The sequence below is a fragment of the Kitasatospora sp. NPDC028961 genome, from assembly GCF_055564815.1.
In genome coordinates, this window is the sequence record NZ_JBVHVO010000023.1 from 25,319 (window position 1) to 48,632 (window position 23,314).

A 23,314-nucleotide genomic window follows, 5' to 3' on the forward strand; every position below is an offset into this window, starting at 1 on the left:
GCCAGCATAGAGACGGTGAAACGCCGGGGCGATTCGAGCGCGCCGACCCGACCTGCCGGGAGGGCGTGCCCGCACCACGGCCGGGGAGCTGCGGAATCCTGAACTCCCGCTGTCTCCACGGCGTGTCGTCGGATACGATCACCGCGCGCCGCGTGGTGGGCCCGGCAGGCCGGGCCGCCCGCGCAGCGAGGCGCTCCGGCGCCGTGACGGGCAGGCATTCCGGCAGTGGGCTTGAGGGGGCGGAAAGCAGGATGCACGAGGACACCGCGACGACCGACGTCGGTACGGACTGGGACTGGGTGAAGGCCGAGGACTGGCAGCCGCCGACCGAGCTGGACACCGGCGTTCCGCACACCGCCCGGATGTACGACTACTACCTCGGCGGCAAGGACAACTTCGAGGCGGACCGCAAGGCCGCCGAGGCCGCGATAGCGGCCTACCCCGCGCTGCCGCTGCTGGCCCGCACCAACCGCGAATTCCTCGGCCGCGCCGTCGAGTTCGTGGCCGGCCAGGGCATCCGCCAGTTCGTCGACATCGGTACCGGCATCCCCGCCGTCGGCTCCACCAGCGAGATGGCCCGCCGGGCCGCCCCGGACGCCCGCGTGGTGTACGTCGACAACGACCCGATCGTGGCCACCCACGCCCGCGCCCTGCTGGCGAGCCACAAGGCCGGCCACACCTCCGTCATCGAGGCCGACCTCCGCGAGCCGGCGACCATCCTCGACCACCCCGGCCTGCGCGCCGCCGTCGACCTGGACCGGCCGGTCGCCCTGATGCTGGTCGCGGTGCTGCACTTCATCCGCGACGAGGACGGCGCCCAGGAGATCGTCCGCACCCTGCGCGACGCGCTCGCGCCCGGCAGCGCGCTGATCCTCTCGCACGGCAGCCCCGACTTCGCCTCCCGGGAGAGCGCGGCCGAGGGCACCCGGATCTACCGGAGCGCCAGCGCGCCGCTGGTGCTGCGTCCGCGCGCCGCCGTCGAGCCCTTCTTCGGCGACTTCGGGTTCGCCGGGCCCGGTCTGGTCCAGCTCCCGCTCTGGCGCGCCGGGGCCGGCCACGTCCCGACCGACGAGCTGCCCGCCGGCTGGCAGGACGTCTCCGCCTACGCGGGTGTCGCCTTCAAGGCCTGAACCACCCGTCGGGGCCCGCGCCGTGCGGCCCCGACCACCGTGCGGGCGGCCGGCCCCGGTGCCCGTGCCGGGGCCGGGGCCGGCCCGTTCCGGGCCGCGGGCGGGCGCCTCGGGTGGCGCACAGCGGGACGCTTCGGTGGAAAATGCCGCGACCGCCCGGCGCGCTCGGTGTTACGTTGCGAATCATGAACCCCCTGAGCGAGAACGAGATCCGCGGCTCCTTCGTCAACTGTTCCAAGGGCGAGGCCCGTCGGCTCAACCTGCCCCGGGGTCTGGCCGAACTCCCGTGGGAGCACCTGGACTTCCTCGGCTGGCGGGACCAGGGCGCGCCCGACCGCGGCTACCTGGTCGCCGAGCACGGCGGCGAGCTGGTCGGCGTCACACTGCGGGTGCCGTCCGTGCGCCGCAGCCTGACCAAGACCAACGTCTGCTCGCTCTGCCTCTCCGCCCACGCGGGCTCGGGCGTGGCGCTGCTGGCCGCCCGCCGGGCCGGCGTCTCCGGCCGCGAGGGCAACACCGTCGGCACCTACATCTGCGCCGACCTGGCCTGTTCGCTCTACCTGCGCGGGCTGAAGAAGTCCGCCCTGGTCAGCCGGCCCGAGGAGTCGCTGTCGCAGGAGGAGCTGGTGGCCCGCACGGTGGCGAACCTGGACGCCTTCCTGGCGAAGGTCCTCACCGACACCCCGGCCTGAGACCGCCGGGCCCGGGGCGGTCCGCTGGCCGTGCCGCGTCCGCTAGCCGTGCCGCAGCTGGTCGAGCTCGCGGCGGTCCCGCTTGGTGGGCCGGCCGGCACCCCGGTCGCGCTCGCCGGCCGCCGCCAGCAGTTCGCGCGGCGGCCTCGGCGGGCTGTTGTCCACCAGGCACTCGGCCGCGACGACCGCCCCGACCCGCTTGCGGACCAGCCGCTTCACCACGACGATCCGCTCGAAGCCCTCCTGGCGCACGCGCACCTCGTCGCCGGCCTTCAGCGCCTGCGCGGGCTTGACCCGCTCGCCGTTCACCCGGACGTGTCCGGCCCGGCAGGCGGCCGCCGCCAGCGCGCGCGTCTTGGTGAGCCGCACCGACCAGATCCAGCTGTCCACCCGGACGCTTCCCTCGTCTTCGACCATCCTCCGAGCCTACCCACGGCCGGCCCGGCGTCGCGCCGGGGTCTGCGCGGGCTCCGGGCCGGCGAGGGCGTCGGGGTCAGCCGGGCGGCGACTCCTGGACCGCCCAGCCGTTGCCGTCCGGGTCGTTGAAGAAGACGAACGAGTTCCACGCCCCGCCGCGGCCGTCCACCCGGGCGCCGTCCTCGAAGTGCTGGACCGGGCTCACCTCCACGCCCCGCGCCACCAGCTCGCCGTGCGCCTTGACGATGTCCGGCACCACCAGCTGCAGGCCCTTCACCGAGCCCGGCGGCGCGTCCGTGACCCCGGTGCCCACCACGATCGAACAGCCGGAGCCCGGCGGCGTCAGCTGCACGACCCGGACCCCGTCCCGGATCCGGGTGTCGTGGTCGACGGTGAAACCGGCCTGTTCCTCGTAGAAGATCTTGGCCCGGGCCACGTCCGACACCGGGACCACCACTACTTCGAGCTTCCAGTCCATGGCCCAATCCCCTTCCGGTCAGGACCTTCCGGTCGGGCCCCTCCAGTATCGGCCGACCGGAAGGTCGGCGCCCGGTGGTCGGCTAGCCTGAGATCACGATGAACCGCCTCAGCACGCCCACCGCCGCGACCCCCTTCACCACCCCGTGGGGCACCTTCGACCTCACCCGCTTCCCGGAGGACCCGCGCGAGCGGCTGCGCGCCTGGGACGCCGCCGACGAGTACCTGCTGCGCCATCTCGCCGGGGAGGCGGACAGCGCCCAGGGCGCGGTCACCGAGCTCACCGGCCGCACCGTCGTCGTCCTCGGCGACCGCTGGGGCGCGCTGACCACGGCGCTCACCACCGCGCTGTCCTCGGCGCCGACCACCGGGACGGCCACGGCGCCGGCCACCGGGACGGCCACCGCAGCGGCCCCCGCCCCGAGTACCGCGCCGGTCCAGATCAGCGACTCCCACCTCGGCCGGCAGGCCACCCTGGCCAACCTCGCCCGGGCCGGCGCCGCCCCCGACGCGGCCCGGCTGCTCACCACCCGCGACACCCCGCCCGGGCGGGTCGACGTCCTACTGGTCCGCGTCCCCAAGAGCCTCGCGCTGCTGGAGGACCAGCTGCACCGCCTCGCGCCCGCCGTGCACCCCGGCACGGTGGTGATCGGCACCGGCATGGTCACCGAGATCCACACCTCCACCCTCCAGCTCTTCGAGCGGATCCTCGGCCCGACCCGCACCTCGCTCGCGGCCCGCAAGGCCCGGCTGATCTTCTGCACCCCCGACCCGGCGCTCGACCCCGGCCCCAACCCCTGGCCGCACCGCTACGCGCTGCCCGGCGACATCGGCCCGGCCTCCGGGCGCACGGTGGTCAACCACGCCGGTACCTTCTGCGCCGAGCGGCTCGACATCGGCACCCGCTTCCTGCTCGGTCACCTGCCGGTGGCCGCCCCCGGGGCCCGGGTCGTCGACCTCGGCTGCGGCAACGGCGTGGTCGGCACCGCGGCGGCGCTCGCCAGCCCCGGCGCCGAGCTGGTCTTCGTCGACGAGTCCCACCAGGCCGTCGCCTCGGCCGAGGCCACCTTCCGGGAGAACCTCGGCCCGCGGGCGCCCGCCGAGTTCCTCACCGCCGACGCCCTCGGCACGGACGCCGTCCCGGCCGGCTCGGTCGACCTGGTGCTGAACAACCCGCCGTTCCACTCCCACCAGGCCACCACCGACGCCACCGCCTGGCGGATGTTCACCGGTGCCCGCCGGGCGCTGCGCCCGGGTGGCGAACTCTGGGTGGTCGGCAACCGTCATCTCGGCTACCACGTCAAGCTGCGCCGCCTCTTCGGGAACTGCGAAGTCGTCGCGGGCAACCCGAAGTTCGTGGTGCTGCGGGCCGTCCGCCGGTGAGCAGGCCGGTGACCCGGCCGGGGGCCGGGCCGGGGGCCGGGCCGACGGCGCCGGGAGCGCGCCGCCCGACGATCAACTAAGGGTAACCTAAGCTCCTGGCGCCGACGGGTGGCGGGCCGTCCGCGGTGGACGGCGCACCCCGCCGCCCGGGTGTGGAGCGGTCCGCCTGTCGGTCCGCCGCGCACTCCCTTGCATGAATGTTCCGTGATGCGTATATTCATGCTCCGACCAAGGAGGGAACTGCCATGGCATTGCGAGTCGCCGTCGCCGGTGCGAGCGGATACGCGGGCGGTGAGGTGCTGCGCCTGCTGCTCGGCCACCCCGAGGTGGAGATCGGGGCGCTGACCGGCGGCTCGAACGCGGGTACCAGGCTCGGCACCCTGCAGCCGCACCTGATCCCGCTCGCCGACCGGATCCTGGAGCCCACCACCCCCGAGGTGCTGGCCGACCACGACGTGGTGTTCCTGGCACTGCCGCACGGCCAGTCCGCCGCCGTCGCCGAGGCCCTCGGCCAGAACGTCCTGGTCGTCGACTGCGGCGCCGACTTCCGGCTGAAGGCCGCCGCCGACTGGGAGCAGTTCTACGGCTCCGCGCACGCCGGCACCTGGCCCTACGGCCTCCCCGAGCTGCCCGGCCACCGCGCCGCGCTCAAGGGCGGCAACCGCATCGCCGTCCCCGGCTGCTACCCGACCGCCGTCTCGCTGGCGCTCTTCCCGGCGTACGCGGCCGGGCTCGCCGAGCCCGAGGCCGTGATCGTCGCCGCCTCCGGCACCTCGGGCGCCGGCAAGGCCGCCAAGACCCACCTGCTCGGCAGCGAGGTGATGGGCAACGTCAGCGCCTACGGCGTCGGCGGGCAGCACCGGCACACCCCGGAGATGTCGCAGAACCTCACCCCGGTCGCGGGCGAGCCGGTCACCGTCTCCTTCACGCCCACCCTGGTGCCGATGCCGCGCGGCATCCTCGCCACCTGCTCCGCCAAGGCGAAGCCCGGGGTGACCGGCGAGGCCCTGCGCGCCGCCTACACCGAGGCGTTCGCCGACGAGCCCTTCGTCCACCTGCTGGCCGAGGGCCAGTGGCCGCAGACCAGCAGCGTCTACGGCTCCAACGCCGCCCTGGTCCAGGTCGCCCTGGACGAGAGCGCCGGGCGGATCATCGCGATCAGCGCGATCGACAACCTGGTCAAGGGCACCGCCGGCGGCGCGGTGCAGAGCATGAACATCGCCCTCGGCCTGCCCGAGGAGCTCGGCCTTCCCCTGATCGGAGTCGCACCGTGACCAAGAACGTCAACGTCGGCGTGACCGCCGCCAAGGGCTTCCGGGCCGCCGGCGTCACCGCCGGGATCAAGGACTCCGGCACCCCCGACCTCGCCCTCGTCGTCAACGACGGCCCGTCGCTGGCCGCCGCCGGAGTGTTCACCAGCAACCGGGTCAAGGCCGCGCCCGTGCTCTGGTCGGAGCAGGTCCTCAAGGGCGGTCAGGTCTCCGCCGTCGTCCTCAACTCCGGTGGCGCCAACGCCTGCACCGGCCCGCTCGGCTTCCAGGACACCCACGCCACCGCCGAGAGGGCCGCCGAGGAGCTGGGGCTCAACGCCGGCGAGATCGCCGTCGCCTCCACCGGCCTGATCGGCCTGCGCCTGCCGATGGACATCCTGCTGCCCGGTGTCGCCCTCGCCGCCGGGCAGCTCGACGCCGCCGGTGGCGAGGCCGCCGCGATCGCCATCAAGACGACCGACACCGTCCACAAGACCGCCCAGGTGACGAAGGACGGCTGGACGGTCGGCGGCATGGCCAAGGGCGCCGGCATGCTCGCCCCCGGCCTCGCCACCATGCTGGTCGTCCTGACCACCGACGCCGCGCTCGACGCCGCCGCCCTGGACGTCTCGCTGCGCGCCGCCACCCGCACCACCTTCGACCGGATCGACTCCGACGGCTGCATGTCGACCAACGACACGGTGCTGCTGCTCGCCTCCGGCGCCTCCGGCATCACCCCGGAGCAGGCCGGGTTCGACGAGGCCGTCCGCACCGTCTGCGCCGACCTCGCGCGGCAGCTGATCGGTGACGCCGAGGGCGCGAGCAAGGACATCCGGATCGAGGTCACCGCCGCCGCCACCGAGGCGGAGGCCGTCGGCGTCGCCCGGGTCATCAGCCGCAACAACCTGCTCAAGTGCGCCCTCCACGGCGAGGACCCGAACTGGGGCCGGGTGCTGGCCGCGATCGGCACCACCGACGCCGCCTTCGACCCGGACCGCCTCGACGTCGCCATCAACGGCGTCTGGGTCTGCCGGGACGGCAGCGTCGGGGAGGACCGCGACCTCGTCGACATGACCGGCCGGGAGATCGTCATCACCGCCCGCCTGAACGCCGGCGAGGCCGCCGCGACGGTGTGGACCAACGACCTCACCGCCGACTACGTGCACGAGAACAGCGCCTACTCCACCTGACAGCCGCTGACAGCCGCCACAGCCGCACCTGCCGACCGAGCCGGGGACCACACACGTGCAGATCGCACCCAAGGGCGAACAGGCCCGCAACAACACCGCGTTGCCCAAGGCCATGACGCTGATCGAGGCGCTGCCCTGGCTGGAGCGCTTCCACGGCAAGACCGTCGTCGTGAAGTTCGGCGGCAACGCCATGGTGGACGAGAGCCTCAAGGCGGCCTTCGCCCAGGACGTCGTCTTCCTGCGCTACGCCGGTCTGCACCCCGTCGTGGTCCACGGCGGCGGCCCGCAGATCAGCGCCCAGCTCGACAAGCTCGGCCTGGAGTCCTCGTTCACCAACGGCCTGCGGGTCACCACCCCCGAGACCATGGACGTGGTCCGGATGGTGCTGGCCGGCCAGGTCCAGCGCGAACTGGTCGGGCTGCTCAACGGCCACGGCCCGTTCGCGGTCGGCATGACCGGCGAGGACGCCCACACCATGACCGCCGTCAAGCGGTACGCGGTGGTGGACGGCGAGCAGGTCGACATCGGCCTGGTCGGCGACATCGTCAACATCGAGGCCGGCGCGGTGAAGGCGCTGATCGCCGACGGCCGGATCCCGGTGATCTCCTCGATCGCCCGGGGCACCGACGGGCACGTCTACAACATCAACGCCGACACCGCCGCCTCCGCCCTCGCGGTGGCGCTCGGCGCCGAGATGCTCGTCGTCCTCACCGACGTCGAGGGCCTGTACGCCGACTGGCCGCACTCCGACGACGTGATCAGCCAGCTCAGCGCGACCGAGCTGGAGGAGCTGCTGCCCGAGCTGGCCAGCGGCATGCTCCCCAAGATGGAGGGCTGCCTGCGGGCCGTCCGCTCCGGCGTGGGCACCGCCCGCGTCCTGGACGGCCGGGTGCAGCACAGCCTGTTGCTGGAGATCTTCACCGACGAGGGCATCGGCACGATGGTCGTGCCGGACGACGAAGCGACCGTGACCGGGGGACTGGCATGACGACCGACGCACAGCACAGCGGCAGCGCGCAGCCGACCGGCAACGAGCGGCTCACCGACCGCTGGCAGCACGCCTTCACCGACAACTACGGCACCCCGCGGATCCCGCTGGTCCGCGGCGAGGGCGCCAAGCTGTGGGACGCCGACGGCAAGGAGTACACCGACCTGCTCGGCGGCATCGCCGTCAACGCCCTCGGCACCGGTCACCCGGCGGTCGTCGAGGCCGTCACCCGGCAGATCTCGACCCTCGGCCACGTCTCCAACCTCTTCATGGCCGAGCCGACCATCGCGCTGGCCGAGCGGCTGCTGACGCTCTCGGGCCGGGACGGCCGGGTGTTCTTCTGCAACTCCGGCGCCGAGGCCAACGAGGCCGCGTTCAAGATCAGCCGGCGGACCGGCCGCACCCATGTGGTCGCCCTCCAGGGCGGCTTCCACGGCCGGACCATGGGCGCCCTCGCGCTCACCGGCCAGCCCGCCAAGCAGGAGCCGTTCCTGCCGCTGCCCGGCGAGGTCACCCACGTCCCCTTCGGCGACGTCGAGGCGCTGCGGGCGGCCGTGACCGCGGAGACTGCGGCCGTCTTCCTGGAGCCGATCCAGGGCGAGAACGGCGCGATCCCGCTGCCCGACGGCTACCTGCGGGCCGCCCGCGAGATCACCCGGGCCACCGGCACCCTGCTCGTCCTGGACGAGATCCAGACCGGCATCGGCCGCACCGGGTACTGGTTCGCCCACCAGGCCGTCGAGGGCGTCGAGCCGGACGTGGTCACCCTCGCCAAGGCACTCGGCGGCGGGCTGCCGATCGGCGCCGTGCTCGCGTTCGGGGAGGCCGCCGAGCTGCTCACCCCGGGCCAGCACGGCACCACCTTCGGCGGCAATCCGGTGGTCGCGGCGGCGGCTCTCGCGGTGCTCGACACCATCGAGTCCGAGGGCCTGCTGGAGCACGTCCGCAAGATCGGCGAGCGGCTGCGGCACGGGGTCGAGGCGATCGGCGACCCGCTGGTCTCGCACGTGCGCGGGGCCGGCCTGCTGCTCGGCATCGTGCTGACCGCGCCGGTGGCCGCGAAGGTCCAGGCCGCCGCCCAGGAGGCCGGCTTCCTGGTCAACGCCGCCGTCCCGGACGCCGTCCGGCTCGCGCCGCCGCTGGTGCTCACCGAGCAGGACGCGGACGCCTTCCTGGCCGCGCTGCCGGAGATCCTCCGGACGGTGCGGGAGAACGCCCCGGCCGATGCGAGCCGAGCGTAGTCCGGGAGAATAATCACATGACCGTTCCCCACGCCGACCAGCCCGCCGCCGGTCCGACGCCGCAGGTCCCGCAGACCCGCACCGCGCGCCACCGGCGAATCGTGGACCTGCTCACCCGCCAGCCCGTGCGCTCGCAGAGCCAGCTCGCCAAGCTGCTCGCCGACGACGGACTGGTGGTCACCCAGGCCACCCTCTCCCGGGACCTGGACGAGCTGGGAGCGGTGAAGATCCGCAACCGGGACGGCGCGCTCATCTACGCCGTCCCGGCCGAGGGCGGCGACCGCACGCCGCGCGCACCGATGGGGGAGTCGGCCAGCGAGGGCCGGATGGCCCGGCTGGCCGGCGAGCTCATGGTCTCCGCCACCGCCTCCGGCAACCTCGTCGTCCTGCGGACCCCGCCGGGCGCGGCCCAGTTCCTGGCCTCCTCGATCGACCAGGCCGAGGTCTTCGAGATCATCGGCACCATCGCCGGGGACGACACCGTCCTGCTGATCAGCCGCGATCCCTCCGGCGGCCAGGCCCTCGCCGACCACCTGATGCAGCTCGCCCAGGCCAAGGCCCAGTAGCCCCCGGCCGGGCCCGGCCGACCCGGGCCCGCCCCGTTCCGCCCACCCGACGCACCGCCCCGTGACCCCGGTTCGCCCGTTCCTCGGCAGGGGTTTTGAAATCCATACGGTGTAGTGCATACTTATGCCTATCGCCGTAAGCCTGTTCGCACTGTTGTGAAGGAGAAAGCCGTGACCGAGCGCGTCGTACTCGCCTACTCGGGCGGTCTGGACACGTCCGTCTGCATCGGCTGGATCGCCGAGGAGACGGGCGCCGAGGTCATCGCCGTCGCCGTCGACGTCGGCCAGGGCGGCGAGGACCTGGAGGTCATCCGCCAGCGGGCGCTGGACTGCGGCGCCGTCGAGGCCGAGGTCGCGGACGCCCGCGACGAGTTCGCCGACGAGTACTGCCTCCCGGCCATCAAGGCCAACGCCCTGTACCAGGGCCAGTACCCGCTGGTCTCGGCCCTCTCCCGGCCGGCCATCGTCAAGCACCTGGTCGCCGCCGCGCAGAAGCACGGCGCCACCACCGTCGCCCACGGCTGCACCGGCAAGGGCAACGACCAGGTCCGCTTCGAGGTCGGCATCCAGTCGCTGGCCCCCCAGCTGAAGTGCATCGCCCCCGTCCGCGACTACGCGATGACCCGGGACAAGGCGATCGCCTTCGCCGAGGCCAAGGGCCTGCCGATCGCCACCACCAAGAAGTCCCCGTACTCGATCGACCAGAACGTCTTCGGTCGCGCCGTCGAGACCGGCTTCCTGGAGGACATCTGGAACGCCCCGATCGAGGACGTCTACGAGTACACCCAGAACCCGGCCACCCCGCGCGAGGCCGACCAGGTGGTCATCACCTTCGACGCCGGTGTCCCGGTCGCCATCGACGGCCGCAAGGTGACCGTCCTGCAGGCCATCGAGGAGCTCAACAAGCGGGCCGGGGCCCAGGGCATCGGCCGGCTCGACATGGTCGAGGACCGGCTGGTCGGCATCAAGTCCCGGGAGATCTACGAGGCCCCCGGCGCGATCGCCCTGATCACCGCCCACCAGGCCCTGGAGAACGTCACCGTCGAGCGCGAACTCGCCCGCTACAAGCGGCAGGTGGAGCAGCGCTGGGCCGAGCTGGTCTACGACGGCCTCTGGTTCTCCCCGCTGAAGCGGGCGCTGGACGGCTTCGTCAACGAGGCCAACCAGCACGTCACCGGCGAGATCCGGATGGTGCTGCACGCCGGCCGGGCCGTCGTCGACGGCCGCAAGTCCGACCAGTCGCTGTACGACTTCAACCTCGCCACCTACGACACCGGCGACACCTTCGACCAGTCGATGTCCAAGGGCTTCATCGAGATCTTCGGGATGTCCTCGAAGATCGCCGCCCGCCGCGACCTCGGCTGAGCCGACCGCCCGGTCGTCCGACCACCTGCCGGGCCCCGGCCGCGCCCCCTCGCGGCCGGGGCCGCCCCCGACCCGCCACCTTGTAAGGAGCCCAGCGATGCCTGCCGACCAGACCGCCGCCAGTAACTCTCCTGAGCTGCGCCTCTGGGGCGCGCGCTTCGCCGACGGCCCCTCCGAGGCGCTCGCCAGGCTCTCCGCCTCGGTGCACTTCGACTGGCGCCTCGCGCCGTACGACATCGCCGGGTCGAAGGCCCACGCCCGCGTCCTGCACAAGGCCGGGCTGCTCAGCGCCGAGGAGCTCGACGCCATGCTCGCCGGGCTGGACCAGCTGCTCGCCGACGTCGAGGCCGGCACCTTCACCGGCACCGTCGCCGACGAGGACGTCCACACCGCGCTGGAGCGCGGCCTGCTGGAGCGGCTCGGCGCCGACCTGGGCGGCAAGCTGCGGGCCGGCCGCTCGCGCAACGACCAGATCGCCACGCTGTTCCGGATGTACCTGCGCGACCACGCCCGGATCATCGGCGGGCTGATCCTGGACCTCCAGCACGCCCTGGTCGGCCTGGCCGAGGAGCACCCGCACACCGCCATGCCGGGGCGCACCCACCTCCAGCACGCGCAGCCGGTGCTCTTCGCCCACCACGTCCTCGCGCACGTGCACGCCCTCGGCCGGGACGCCGAGCGGCTGCGCCAGTGGGACGTGCGCACCGCCGTGTCCCCGTACGGCTCCGGTGCGCTGGCCGGTTCCTCGCTCGGCCTCGACCCGCAGGCGGTCGCCGCCGACCTCGGCTTCGAGCGGGGCTCGGTCGGCAACTCCATCGACGGGACGGCCTCGCGCGACTTCGTCGCCGAGTTCGCCTTCGTCACCGCGATGATCGGGATCAACCTCTCCCGGATCGCGGAGGAGGTGATCATCTGGAACACCAAGGAGTTCGGCTTCATCACCCTGCACGACGCCTTCTCCACCGGCTCCTCGATCATGCCGCAGAAGAAGAACCCGGACATCGCCGAGCTGGCCCGCGGCAAGTCCGGCCGGCTGATCGGCAACCTGACCGGCCTGCTGGCGACGCTGAAGGCGCTGCCGCTCGCCTACAACCGGGACCTCCAGGAGGACAAGGAGCCGGTCTTCGACTCCTGCGACACGCTGGAGGTGCTGCTGCCGGCCTTCACCGGCATGATGGCCACCCTCACCGTGCACCGGGACCGGCTGGAGGAGCTCGCCCCGGCGGGCTTCTCGCTCGCCACCGACATCGCCGAGTGGCTGGTCAGGCAGGGCGTGCCGTTCCGGGTCGCGCACGAGGTCGCCGGTGCCTGCGTCAAGGTCTGCGAGCAGCAGGGCATCGAGCTCTCCGACCTGACGGACGAGCAGTTCGCGCGGATCTCCGAGCACCTGACGCCCGACGTCCGCTCGGTGCTCAGCGTCCACGGCGCGATCGCCTCGCGCAACGGCCGCGGCGGCACGGCACCCTCGGCGGTGGCCGTCCAGCTCGCCGAGGTGAAGGACGACCTGGCGCTCCAGGAGAAGTGGGTCCAGGGCTGACACCCCCGAAGCGGTACCCCTCGAAGGGGGCGTGGCGGATCGAGCGCCGCGCCCCCTTCGGGTGCTCACGCCCGGTCGGCCGTAACCGGCCCGGCCCGGAGCAGGTCATGCACGGTATGTGCACCATCCTTCCCGTCGTCCCGTCCGCCGAGGACGAGGTCCTCGCCGCGCTGCGGCGCCGCGCCGTCCGGGCGGCGGTGGCCGCCCTGCCGGGCCGCTGCCCGCAGCTCGTCGCCGCCCTCGCCGAGGACCCGCCGCCGACCTACCGCGAGCTCTCCGCGCGGCTCGGCATGCCGCGCGGCTCGATCGGCCCCACCCGGTCCCGCTGCCTCGCCTGCCTGCGGGCCGTTCTGCACGCCGAGCGCTATCCGTAGCCGGCCCGGGCCCGCGGCCGTCGCCCCGGGCGGTGCGACGTGACCCTCGCCACGTCGTACGGCCGGAAGGTTGAGAGCAGCTGACGCGCGGGTAGAGCGCTGGCGAACGCGGCTCTTGACGGCGGCGCGATCACTCGGATACTGAGCGTGAGCGCGTCGCCGTCGCCGTGGCCCCACCGGGCCGCCCGACGGGCGCGTTCGTGCGCCACCCCCGGCCAGGACCGATCCCCGGCCGGGACATCTCCGGCAGGGCATCCGGTGCGACACCCTCACTCTGCGCGCCGGGCACGACGATGGGGAGGCCCCAGCACATGGGCATGAGCGTGATCATCTCGGTGGCGGACACCGAGGACGCGGAGCAGATCCTCAAGCTGCAGTACCTCGGCTACCAGAGCGAGGCCGAGCTGTACGGCGACTGGAGCCTGGAGCCGCTGACGCAGACCCTGGAGAGCCTGCGCGAGGAGCTCACCGAGCAGTACGTCCTGGTCGCCCGGCTCGGTGACGAGGTGGTCGGCACCGTCCGCGGCCGGATCGGCCCCGACGGCATCGGCCGGATAGGGCGCCTGGTCGTCCACCCCCGGATGCAGCGCCACGGGCTCGGCGGCCGCCTGCTGGAGGCCCTGGAGCGCCGCCTCGCCGCCGACGGCCGCCCGGTGACGGCGTACCGACTGTTCACCGGCCACCGCAGCCTGGGCAACCTGCGCCTCTACACCCGTCAGGGCTACCGCCAGACCGCCGTCGAGCAGGTCGACGGCGGGCCGGGCCTGGTCCACCTGGAGAAGCCCGCGGTGGCGCCGCTCGCCGCGACCGCCTGAGCCCCGCGCCTTCGCCATTGCCCGGCGCCGCCATCATCCGGACGATCCGGGGGCGGCGCCGAGGTGCATCGCAGCAGCTCACAGGGATTGCTGTCCGTATTGCGGACAGCGAATCCGAATAGTTGGGACGAAGTCGAACCTTCTGATTTACTGGCTCACATGACTGCGACGACGAAATGGACCCCCACCGGCACCCTGCCGGCAGGTGAGCGCGCCATGTGTCGTCGAATGTGTCACCGCTGAGGGCCACCGTCCCCTCCCCGGCCGTCGGCCGGGGCCCTCCCCCTCGCGCCCCGAAGCGAGACCCGGCCTGCTCCCGTCAGTGCGAGCACGCCCCAGCCTGTGGAGCACCACCCGCTCCGTCCGCCTGCCCGGCCACGGGCCGGCGGTCGTCCCTGATGACTCGTTAGGGCCACGCCGTCGCGCGGCCCGGCCGCCCAGCGGCGACGATCAAGGGGTGGCAGGTCCGGATCCCCCCGGTGCGACGCCGTCCGTCCCGCCGACCGCAACCCGGTCCGGCGGCTCCACGCCGTCCGCCCCCGACCCACGGAAGCAGCTGTGATCACCACCACGGACCTCACCAAGGTCTACCGCTCCCGCGGCCGCGAGGTGACCGCCCTCGCCGGCGTCGACCTGCACGTGCGCCCCGGCGAGGTCTACGGAGTCGTCGGCACCAGCGGCGCCGGCAAGTCCACCCTCATCCGCTGCGTCAACATGCTGGAGCGCCCCAGCTCCGGCACCGTCACCGTGGACGGCGTCGAGCTCACCGCGCTCGCCGGCGGTGAGAACCGGGCCGGCAAGGAGCTGCGCGAGGCACGCCGCCGGATCGGCATGGTCTTCCAGCACTTCAACCTGCTCGCCTCCCGCACCGTGCAGCAGAACGTCGAGCTCCCGCTGGAGATCGTCGGCCTGGACCGCGCCGAGCGCCGCCGCAAGGCCGCCGAACTGCTCGACCTGGTCGGCCTCGGCGACAAGGCCCGCAGCTACCCCGGCCAGCTCTCCGGCGGCCAGAAGCAGCGCGTCGGCATCGCCCGCGCCCTCGCCGGCGACCCCAAGGTGCTGCTCTCCGACGAGGCCACCTCGGCCCTCGACCCGGAGACCACCCGCTCGATCCTCAAGCTGCTGCGCGACCTCAACCAGCAGCTCGGCCTGACCGTCCTGCTGATCACCCACGAGATGGACGTCATCAAGTCCGTCTGCGACTCCGCCGCCCTGATGCGCGGCGGCCGGGTGGTCGAGTCCGGCGAGCTCACCGACCTGCTGGCCAAGCCCGGCTCGGAACTCGCCCGCGAGCTCTTCCCGCTCAGCGAGTTCGGCACCGGCCACCCCGGCCGCACCGTGCTGGAGATCACCTTCCAGGGCGACAGCTCCGCCCAGCCCTTCGTCTCCCAGCTCGCCCGCACCTACCAGATCGACATCAACATCCTCGGCGCCGCCGTCGAGACCATCGCCGGCCGCATGGTCGGCCGGATGCGGGTCGAACTCCCCGGCGGCCACCAGGACAACGTGGTGCCGATCGGGTTCCTGCGCGAGCAGGGCCTGCAGGTGGACGTGCTCGACACGACCGGCATCGACAAGGCGAGCGGAGCGGTGGCATGACCTGGGACCAGATGCAGGAACTGATGTGGCCCGCCACCTGGGAGACCCTCCAGATGGTCGGCGTCGCCACCGCCGGCACCGTCCTGCTCGGCCTGCCGCTCGGCGTCCTGCTGGTGCTCACCGACAAGGGCGGGCTGCTGCAGAACCGGCCGGTCAACAAGGTGCTCGGCGCGATCGTGAACATCGTCCGCTCGGTGCCGTTCATCATCCTGATGATCGCCCTGATCTCCTTCACCCGCTGGCTGGTCGGCACCTCCATCGGCTGGGAGGCCGCGACCGTGCCGCTCACCATCGGCGCGATCCCCTTCTTCGCCCGGCTGGTCGAGACCTCCCTGCGCGAGGTCGACCGCGGCCTGGTCGAGGCCCTGCAGGCCATGGGCGCCTCCACCTGGACCATCGTCCGCAAGGCGCTGCTCCCGGAGTCGCTGCCCGGCCTGACCGCCTCCGTCACCACCACGGTCATCACGCTGATCAGCTACTCCGCGATGGCCGGCGTGGTCGGCGGCGGGGGCCTCGGCACCCTCGCCATCAACTACGGCTACTTCCGCTTCGAGACCGCCTTCATGTGGATCATCGTCGCGGAGCTGGTGATCATCGTGACCCTGGTGCAGCTGCTCGGCGACTGGGCCGTGGGCCGGCTCGCCAACCGCGGGCGCACCGGCGGCCGGACCCGCCTGCTCCGCCCGCGCGGCACGACCCCGGCCGCCCCCGACGAGGACCTCGTCGCCCTCTAGACCTCCCGGCGTCCGATTCCGGACCCGGCTCCCCGTATCACGCAGAAAGGCACTTTTCGTGCGCAACGCCCTGAAGTTCACCAGCGTCCTCGCCACGGCCGGCATCGCCCTCTCGCTGGCGGCCTGCGGAAGCTCCGGCTCGTCCGGCTCCTCCGACCCGAACGCCCCGCTCACCGTGGTCGCCAGCCCCACCCCGCACGGGCAGATCCTGAAGTTCGTCAAGGACAACCTCGCGGACAAGGCCGGCCTCAAGCTCACCATCAAGGAGGTCACCGACTACGTGACCCCCAACACCGCGGTGCAGGACGGCTCGGCCGACGCGAACTACTTCCAGCACGTGCCGTACCTGGAGGACTTCAACAAGAAGCACGGCACCCAGATCGTCTCCGTCGAGCCGGTCCACCTGGAGCCGCTGGGCGTGTACTCGAAGAAGGTCAAGGCCATCGGCGACCTCAAGGACGGCGCCACCGTCGGCCTGCCCAACGACGCCACCAACGAGGGCCGCGCGCTCAAGCTGCTCGCCGACAACAACGTGATCACCCTCAAGGCCGGCGTCGGCACCGCCGCGACCCCGCAGGACATCACCGGCAACCCGAAGAACCTCAAGTGGAAGGAGCTGGAGGCCGCCCAGCTGCCCCGCTCCATCGACGACCTCGACGCCGCCGTGATCAACGGCAACTACGCCCTCGACGCCGGCCTCAAGCCCGCCGGCGACTCGCTGCTGCTGGAGAAGGCCGAGGGCAACCCCTACGCCAACATCCTCGCGGTCAAGCAGGGCAAGGAGAACGACCCCCGGGTCAAGAAGCTCGCCGAGCTGCTCCACTCCGCCGAGGTCAAGAAGTACATCGACGACACCTTCAAGGGTTCCGTCATCCCGGCGTTCTGACCGGCGGCCCCCACCGGCACCGCCGAACCGCACGTCCACGACCGGGCCCCCGCCGCACCTCGGCGGGGGCCCGGTCGGGCAGTATGCACCAGTGACGCCCTGACAGACCGCGTTCTGACGTACCGTCGTGCGGTCCGCGCACCGCGCGACATCCGGGGTACCGGTGAGGCGTACGGTGTGTCCACGACCGGCGAGGAGAGACGGCATGGCAGCGAGCTTCCCCGAGACCGCCATCAGCACCGAGCGGCTGCTGCTGCGCCCCCTTGCGGAGAACGACGCCCCCGGCCTCGCCGCGATGACGGCCGACGAACTCGTCCTCGCCTGGACCGACCTCCCGTACCCCTTCACCGAGGCCTACGCCGCCGAACTCGCCCGCACCCTCGCCCCCGCCCACCGGGCGGCCGGCCGCGGCATCGTCTTCGCCGTCACCGAACACCTCACCCAGCGCCTGGTCGGCCTGGTCGAGCTGCGCAACACCGACTGGCGGCTGCGCTCCACCGAGATCGCCTACGTCACCGCCCCCTGGGCGCGCGGCGAGGGCTACGCGCCCGAGGCCGTCCTGGGCACCGCCCAGTGGCTGTTCGAGGACCGCGGTTTCCTGCGCCTGGAGATGCGCACCGCCGCCGGCAACACCGCCGCCCAGCAGGTCGCCCAGAAGGTCGGCGCCATCAGCGAGGGCGTGCTGCGCAGCGCCTGGATAGTGCGCGGCGAACCGGCCGAGTCCGTCGGAGCCGGTACGCACACCGCGGAGGTGCCGTCCGGCCACCGGAGCGCGGCCGAGAGCCGCAGCGACCTCATCCTGTGGAGCCTGCTCCCCGAGGACATGGAGAACCCGGCGGAGCCGGAGAGCGCCTGGCACGACGACCACCGCTACGTCCTGCGCGACTGACCCGCCGTCGTCCGGGCCCGGGCGGGCCGCACGGTGACCAGCCGGCCGCACGGTGACCGGTGGGCCGCACGGTGACCGGCGGGGGAGCGGCGGCCGACGAACGGCGGACATGTGTGCGAGAAGTCGGCGCCGAGGGGAACGCACCCGGTAGCCTCTCCCACGGCGCCGTAACGGGCGCGGCATGTCGGCGCACCGAGGCGAGGGAGAACGGCCGCAGATGGCTGACCGGATCACGGTCATCGGGTGGGACGGCACCCCGCTGACCGAGGCCGCCGGCGCGGCACTCGCCGCGGCCACCCTGGTGGCCGGCGCCCCCTACCAGCTCAACGCCCTCCCGGTGCCCCCGAGCGCGGAGCGGCTCGTGCTCGGCAACGTCGGGCTCGCGGCCCGCCGGATCGCCGAACACCGCGGCGCCGCCGTGGTGGTGGCCGAGGGCGACCCGGGCTTCTTCGGCGTCGTGCGCACCCTGCGCCGCCCCGAGTACGGCCTCGAACTCGAAGTCCTGCCCGCCGTCTCCTCGGTCGCCGTCGCCTTCGCCCGGGCCGGCATGCCCTGGGAGGACGCCCAGGTGGTCAGCGCCCACGGCGGACGGCTGCGCCGGGCCGCCAACATCTGCCGGGCCAACGCCAAGGTCGCCGTGCTCACCGCACCCGGCGCCGGACCGAGCGAACTCGCCCTGATGCTGCGCGGGGTGCACCGCACCTTCGTGGTCTGCGAGGCCCTCGGCACCCCCGAGGAGGACGTCACCGTCCTCACCTCCGACCGGGTCGCCGACCACATCTGGCGCGACCCCAACGTGGTGCTGGTCATCGGCGGCAACGGCGGCGGTCCGCAGGCGGGCGCGGTGGGCGAGGCGGCCGGCTGGCTGGCCGGCCGCCCGGTCGGCTACCCCGGCCCGGACCGCGGCTGGGCGCTCCCCGGCGACGCCTACACGGGCGCCGGGCGCGCGGAGGACGCGCCCGGCGCGCCGGAGGCGCTGCCCGCGCACGCGCGCGCCCTCGTACTGGCCCGTCTGGGTGTCCGTCCGGGGGACTTGGTCTGGTCGGTCGGCGCGGGCAGCGGCGCCCTCGCCGTGGAGGCCGCCCGGTTCGGCGCGGCCGTCGTCGCGGTCGAGGCCTCCCGCTCCGCCTGCGCCCGGCTGACGGTCAACGCCCGCCGGTTCGGCGTCGAGGTGGAGACCGTCCACGGGTCCGGCCCGGAGGTGCTCGGCGGTCTGCCGGAGCCCGACGCGGCCGTCGTCGAGGCCGGCGGCATCGAGGTGGTGCGCGCCGTCCTGGCCCGCCGGCCCGAGCGCTTCGCGGCGGTGGCCCGCACCCTCGCCGAGGCCGAGGAGATCCGCCGCGCCGTCACCGGGGCCGGCTACCGCGCCGACGGCGCGTTGCTCCAGTCCGCGCCGCTGCGCCCGGTCGGGGCGGACGGCGGCCTGGGGCTCGCGGCGGGCGAGCCCGGCGTGCTCCTGCTCTGGGGTGAGCAGATCGTGTGAAGACCGGGTGCCGTCGCCCGGCCGCCCCGGTGGCGATTGCGGGGTCCGGCGGTGATCCAGGTCGCATCCGGACACCGATTCGAGAGGTGACGCCGCCGGGCCGGTAGTGTGGCGTCCGGGACGGCTGCGGCGCCCGGGGCCGCCCGATCCGGTCGGTTTGTCGCCTTTTTGACGCGGTGCAACCCGGAACGGCTCGGAGTGTGGGCAATTCGACGGGCCGCGTGCCGGACCTGGAGAATGCCGTAGGGTCCGGTGCGGTCGTTGCCGGTTGCCCCGCCTTGTCGTTGTCTCAGATGGCGCGCCTCCCCACCCGGGTGGTGCGCGGGCCGGGGTGCCGCAGCGCGCCGGAAGGAATTCGGCCGCAGCGCCTCGGCGCGGCGGCCGCATGTGGTTGAGGGGCGGGTCCGGTTCCAGGGCCCGGCCCGTGCGGATGGGCGTTGCGGTCGGTGATCGCGTCGCCAAGGGCGCGGCAGCGGCCTGGAAGGAGCTTTGACATGACCGATGGCGGCCACGTTCCGAACGAGGGACTGCCGGAGCACCTGCTCGCCGGGCCCGACCCTCTCGGCGGCCCGGAGGGCGTCTCCACTGTCGCGCCGGGGCAGGGCGTCGCACCGGACGGCGGCCTGATCCCGAACCCGGCGGCGCCGGGGAACGGCCTGCCCGGAGCGGTGGGCCAGGGCATCGGCATGTTTCCCGCGCAGGGCCCCGGCGGTCAGCCGCAGCCGCTCGGCGTGCCCGGCTACGGCGTCCAGGCGCCCGGCGAGGGCTGGGGGGTCGACCAGGGCGCCCCGCGCCCCGCGTTCCACTTCCTGGACCAGCCGGACCAGCCGGACCCCCTCGACGACGAGGACGACGTCCTGCTGATGCCCGGTCCGCAGGGTTCCTGGGGCGAGCCGCTGGCGGCTGGTCCCGGTGAGCAGAGCGCCGAGCAGCAGGCCGCTCCCGGTACGCCGGTCGAGCCGTCTTGGCCGCCGCTGGAGCCGCCGGTCCTCGGCGCGACCGACCCGGCCGCCCAGCAGGTCCAGCCGGTGCCGCTCCAGGCCGCGGTGCCGCAGCAGGTCCAGCCGCCGCTCCAGGCGCAGGGCCAGGACCAGCTGACGGCGGCTCAGCAGCCCCGCCGCCCGCTGCACGCCGGGCCCCCGATCCCGGACCCCTCGCTGATGACCGGCCAGGTCCCGGTGCGCTCGCTCGCCGACCGCGGCCCGTCGCAGGGCGGCACGCCCGCGCACGGCATCCCGGTCTTCGCCGGGCAGCCGGAGCCGCAGGCCGCCGCGCCCGTGCAGGCCCAGCCGGCGCAGCAGCCGGTGGCCCCGGTCCAGCCGCCGCAGGCCGTGCCGCCGGTCCAGGAGGCCCCGCAGGCCCCGCAGTACGCCGAACCGGCCGCGCAGCCGGTGGACGCGGTGGCGGTGGCCGCTCCGGTCGCCGACGCCGTGCTGATCGCCGAGGCGCCCGTCGCGGCGCCGGCCGCCGACGCCGTCGTGGAGCCCGCGGCCGTCATGGAGCAGGTGCCGGTGCAGGTGCCGGTCGCCGAGCAGACCGAAGCCCTGCCCGCCGAGGCCGTCGCCGTCGAGCCGGTCGCCGTCGAGCAGGTCGCTGCCGAGCAGGTCGCTGCCGTCGAGCCCGCCGTCGCCGAGCCCGTGGCCGCCGAGGCGCAGGCGCCCGACGCCGCCCAGGCCGTGCCGCAGCAGCCGGCCGCCCAGGCCGGTCAGCCCCGCCGGATCTCCGCCTTCCTCGCCGCACCGACCCCGCACGGCCTCCCGCAGGTCGAGGGCACCGAGCCGGTCCAGGCCGTCGCGGACGGCGAGGGCCGGCACGCCGTCCCCATAGCGGTCGCCGAGCAGGCCCAGGCGCCCGCCGCCGAGCCGGTGCCGGACACCGCCCCGGAGCAGCCCGCCGCCGAGCCGGTCGCCGTTGAGCAGCCCGCGGCCGAGCCGGTGCCGGCCGCCCAGGAGCCGGACGCCGTCGAGCAGGCGCCGGTCGTCACCGAGGGCCAGGCCCCCGCCGAGGGCGGGAGCCCGGCCGAGGCCGCCGCCGGGACGGGCGTCGAGGCCGCCGCCGAGGAGTCCGCCGAGACCGCCGTCGGCACCGGCGAGATGCCGTCCGGCCAGGCCGTCGCCGTCGCCGTCGCGGAGCCCGAGCAGCCGCAGGAGGCCCCGGCGGAGTCCGAGGCCGCCGCCGCGGCTCCGGGCCCGGAGGAGGTTGTCGCCGAGCCCGCTGCCGTGGTGGAGCCGGTGGAGCCCGAAGCGGCTCCCGAGGCCGCCGCGGAGGTCCCTGAGGCCCCTGCGGCCCCTGCGGAGCAGCCGGCCGCCGAGACCGAGCCCGAGGCCGTCGAGGCCGCCGGGGCCGACGCCGCCGCCCCCGACGCGGAGGCCGGAAGCGCCGAGGCCGCGGAGCCCGCCGAGGCGGCCGACCCCGCCGAGCCCGTCACCGAGGAGCCCGCGGAGGAGCCCGCCGAGCCGCGTGGCCCGGCCGCCCCCGGCTACGACGACGCCGGCCGCGAGGCCGTCCACCAGGTGATCCGCGAGCGCCGCGACATCCGCAACGGCTTCCGCCCGGACCAGATTCCGCACGAGGTGCTGATCCGCGTCCTGGAGGCCGCCCACACCGCGCCCAGCGTCGGCTACTCCCAGCCCTGGGACTTCGTCGTGATCCGCTCGGCCAAGACCCGTCGCAAGATGCACGAACTGGCCGAGCGCCAGCGCGAGGCCTACGCCGACTCGCTCCCCAAGGGCCGGGCCAAGCAGTTCAAGGAAATCAAGATCGAGGCGATCCTCGAAACGCCCGTCAACATCGTGGTCACCGCCGACCGCACCCGCGGCGGCCGCCACACCCTCGGCCGGCACACCCAGCCCCAGATGGCCCCCTACTCGGCCGCCCTGGCCGTCGAGAACCTCTGGCTGGCCGCCCGCGCCGAAGGCCTCGGCGTCGGCTGGGTGAGCTTCTTCGACGAGGAGGAGATGGTCCGCGAGCTCGGCCTGCCCGAGCACCTGGAGGTCGTCGCCTACCTCTGCGTCGGCTACGTCGACGCCTTCCCGGACGAGCCGGAGCTCCAGCAGCAGGGCTGGGCCAAGAAGCGCCCGCTCTCCTGGGTCGTCCACGAGGAGCAGTACGGCAACCGCGCGCTGCCCGGCGAGGAGCCGCACAGCCTGCTCTCCGAGACCCTGCGCGGCATCCGCCCGCTCGATGCCAAGGCCCTCGGCGAGGCCTGGGACCGCCAGAAGCGGATGACCAAGCCGGCCGGCTCGCTCGGCATGCTGGAGATCATCTCCGCTCAGCTGTCCGGGCTGTCCCGCAAGTGCCCGCCGCCGATCCCGGAGCCCGCCTGCGTGGCGATCTTCGCGGGCGACCACGGTGTCCACGCCCAGGGCGTCAGCCCCTGGCCGCAGGAGGTCACCGCCCAGATGGTCGGCAACTTCCTGGCCGGCGGCGCGGTGATCAACGCCTTCGCCAAGCAGATCGGCACCGAGGTCTGCGTGGTCGACGTCGGCGTCGCCGCCGAGCTCCCCGACGCCATCCAGCAGGGCCGGACCACCGGCCTGCTGCCGCGCAAGGTCAGGCCCGGCACCGGGGACATGACCCAGGGCCCGGCGATGACCCGGGACGAGGCCCTCAAGGCCGTCGAGATCGGCATCGAGACCGCCCGCGACCTCGTCGCCGCCGGCAACAAGGCCCTGGTCACCGGTGACATGGGCATCGCCAACACCACCGCCTCCGCCGCCCTGATCTCGGTCTTCACCGGGCTGGACCCGGCCGAGGTCACCGGCCGCGGCACCGGCATCGACGACGCGACGCACGCCCGCAAGGTCGAGGTCGTCCGCGCCGCGCTCGCCCTGCACCAGCCGGACCCGGCCGACCCGATCGGCGTCCTCGCCGCCGTCGGCGGTCTGGAGCACGCGGCCATCGCCGGCTTCCTGCTCGGCGCCGCCTCGCTGCGCACCCCGGTCATCCTGGACGGCGTCATCGCCGGCTCGGCGGCACTGGCCGCCAAGGCGATCGCGCCCGAGGTGCTCGCCGCCTGCATCGCCGGTCACCGCTCGGCGGAGCCCGGCCACCAGGCCGCGCTGGCCAAGCTCGGCCTGCGTCCGCTGATCGACCTCGACCTGCGGCTCGGCGAGGGCACCGGAGCCCTGCTGGCCCTGCCGCTGGTGCAGAGTGCGGCCCGGGCGATGCACGATGTAGCCACGTTCGACTCCGCCGGGGTCACCGAGAAGGCCTGACGACCGTCCGCACCGCTCCGTGAACCGGCCCGAGGGCGCGCCGGCGCGCGGAGCGGTGCCGCGCCGTACCCCCACCGCACC

Annotated in this window: 20 protein-coding genes; 18 read left to right on the forward strand and 2 right to left on the reverse strand. The window is 74.0% G+C overall.

The genetic code is table 11. The features are described 5' to 3' along the window. Positions 1 to 251 precede the first annotated feature (251 nt). On the forward strand, positions 252 to 1,130 hold the full coding sequence (locus ACZ4UX_RS28585; RefSeq protein ID WP_465708793.1) for an SAM-dependent methyltransferase: 879 nt from the start codon (positions 252 to 254) through the stop codon (positions 1,128 to 1,130). A 185-nt stretch (positions 1,131 to 1,315) separates the two neighbouring features. Further along, positions 1,316 to 1,822, forward strand: a complete 507-nt coding sequence (locus ACZ4UX_RS28590) for an FBP domain-containing protein (protein WP_329486867.1) — start codon at positions 1,316 to 1,318, stop codon at positions 1,820 to 1,822. A gap of 42 nt (positions 1,823 to 1,864) precedes the next feature. Here the strand turns inward: ACZ4UX_RS28590 and ACZ4UX_RS28595 are convergent, their stop codons facing one another. Both ACZ4UX_RS28595 and ACZ4UX_RS28600 read right to left on the reverse strand, forming a co-directional pair. Then, positions 1,865 to 2,239: an RNA-binding S4 domain-containing protein gene (locus ACZ4UX_RS28595; RefSeq protein ID WP_329486866.1), complete on the reverse strand. Its 375-nt coding sequence runs from the start codon at positions 2,237 to 2,239 to the stop codon at positions 1,865 to 1,867. Positions 2,240 to 2,315: 76 nt separating this feature from the next. Further along, a complete protein-coding gene (locus ACZ4UX_RS28600; RefSeq protein WP_329486865.1) occupies positions 2,316 to 2,717 on the reverse strand; it encodes a VOC family protein in 402 nt (133 codons plus the stop codon). A gap of 98 nt (positions 2,718 to 2,815) precedes the next feature. Here ACZ4UX_RS28600 and ACZ4UX_RS28605 point away from each other — a divergent pair, with 98 nt between their 5' ends. The 16 genes from ACZ4UX_RS28605 to cobT all read left to right on the forward strand — a co-directional run bounded on the left by ACZ4UX_RS28605 (position 2,816) and on the right by cobT (position 23,233). Further along, entirely contained in the window at positions 2,816 to 4,099 is a 1,284-nt protein-coding gene (locus ACZ4UX_RS28605; protein WP_465708794.1) for a methyltransferase, read from the forward strand. Positions 4,100 to 4,344: 245 nt separating this feature from the next. Next, positions 4,345 to 5,373, forward strand: a complete 1,029-nt coding sequence (argC, locus tag ACZ4UX_RS28610) for an N-acetyl-gamma-glutamyl-phosphate reductase (RefSeq protein WP_329486863.1) — start codon at positions 4,345 to 4,347, stop codon at positions 5,371 to 5,373. Continuing rightward, positions 5,370 to 6,539, forward strand: a complete 1,170-nt coding sequence (gene argJ / locus ACZ4UX_RS28615) for a bifunctional glutamate N-acetyltransferase/amino-acid acetyltransferase ArgJ (RefSeq protein WP_465708795.1) — start codon at positions 5,370 to 5,372, stop codon at positions 6,537 to 6,539. The genes argC and argJ overlap by 4 nt, the downstream gene beginning before the upstream one ends. A 112-nt stretch (positions 6,540 to 6,651) precedes the next feature. Next, positions 6,652 to 7,527, forward strand: a complete 876-nt coding sequence (gene argB / locus ACZ4UX_RS28620; RefSeq protein ID WP_329492049.1) for an acetylglutamate kinase — start codon at positions 6,652 to 6,654, stop codon at positions 7,525 to 7,527. After that, positions 7,524 to 8,768 (forward strand): acetylornithine transaminase, encoded by a 1,245-nt coding sequence (locus tag ACZ4UX_RS28625; RefSeq protein ID WP_352290992.1) that lies wholly within the window; start codon positions 7,524 to 7,526, stop codon positions 8,766 to 8,768. The genes argB and ACZ4UX_RS28625 overlap by 4 nt, the downstream gene beginning before the upstream one ends. A 17-nt stretch (positions 8,769 to 8,785) precedes the next feature. Then, complete coding sequence (locus ACZ4UX_RS28630) at positions 8,786 to 9,334, forward strand: arginine repressor (RefSeq protein WP_329486860.1); 549 nt, start codon at positions 8,786 to 8,788, stop codon at positions 9,332 to 9,334. Between the two features lie 171 nt (positions 9,335 to 9,505). Next, entirely contained in the window at positions 9,506 to 10,699 is a 1,194-nt protein-coding gene (locus tag ACZ4UX_RS28635; RefSeq protein WP_329486859.1) for an argininosuccinate synthase, read from the forward strand. A 97-nt stretch (positions 10,700 to 10,796) separates the two neighbouring features. Next, complete coding sequence (gene argH, locus ACZ4UX_RS28640) at positions 10,797 to 12,236, forward strand: argininosuccinate lyase (RefSeq protein ID WP_465708796.1); 1,440 nt, start codon at positions 10,797 to 10,799, stop codon at positions 12,234 to 12,236. Between the two features lie 116 nt (positions 12,237 to 12,352). After that, complete coding sequence (locus ACZ4UX_RS28645) at positions 12,353 to 12,610, forward strand: hypothetical protein (RefSeq protein WP_329486857.1); 258 nt, start codon at positions 12,353 to 12,355, stop codon at positions 12,608 to 12,610. A gap of 311 nt (positions 12,611 to 12,921) precedes the next feature. After that, the gene (locus ACZ4UX_RS28650; protein ID WP_329486856.1) at positions 12,922 to 13,425 is read left to right on the forward strand and encodes a GNAT family N-acetyltransferase; all 504 of its coding nucleotides are present in this window, start codon (positions 12,922 to 12,924) and stop codon (positions 13,423 to 13,425) included. A gap of 558 nt (positions 13,426 to 13,983) precedes the next feature. After that, positions 13,984 to 15,024 (forward strand): methionine ABC transporter ATP-binding protein, encoded by a 1,041-nt coding sequence (locus tag ACZ4UX_RS28655; RefSeq protein WP_465708797.1) that lies wholly within the window; start codon positions 13,984 to 13,986, stop codon positions 15,022 to 15,024. Further along, positions 15,021 to 15,758 (forward strand): methionine ABC transporter permease, encoded by a 738-nt coding sequence (locus ACZ4UX_RS28660; RefSeq protein WP_329486854.1) that lies wholly within the window; start codon positions 15,021 to 15,023, stop codon positions 15,756 to 15,758. The genes ACZ4UX_RS28655 and ACZ4UX_RS28660 overlap by 4 nt, the downstream gene beginning before the upstream one ends. Positions 15,759 to 15,816: 58 nt before the next feature. After that, positions 15,817 to 16,644 (forward strand): MetQ/NlpA family ABC transporter substrate-binding protein, encoded by an 828-nt coding sequence (locus ACZ4UX_RS28665; protein WP_329486853.1) that lies wholly within the window; start codon positions 15,817 to 15,819, stop codon positions 16,642 to 16,644. Between the two features lie 205 nt (positions 16,645 to 16,849). Beyond that, entirely contained in the window at positions 16,850 to 17,533 is a 684-nt protein-coding gene (locus ACZ4UX_RS28670) for a GNAT family N-acetyltransferase (protein ID WP_329486852.1), read from the forward strand. A gap of 217 nt (positions 17,534 to 17,750) precedes the next feature. Further along, positions 17,751 to 19,016: a precorrin-6y C5,15-methyltransferase (decarboxylating) subunit CbiE gene (gene cbiE, locus ACZ4UX_RS28675; protein ID WP_380387922.1), complete on the forward strand. Its 1,266-nt coding sequence runs from the start codon at positions 17,751 to 17,753 to the stop codon at positions 19,014 to 19,016. A gap of 494 nt (positions 19,017 to 19,510) precedes the next feature. Continuing rightward, positions 19,511 to 23,233 carry a nicotinate-nucleotide--dimethylbenzimidazole phosphoribosyltransferase gene (gene cobT / locus ACZ4UX_RS28680; RefSeq protein ID WP_465708798.1) on the forward strand — a complete coding sequence of 1,241 codons (3,723 nt, stop codon included), beginning with the start codon at positions 19,511 to 19,513 and terminating at the stop codon, positions 23,231 to 23,233. Positions 23,234 to 23,314 lie beyond the last annotated feature (81 nt).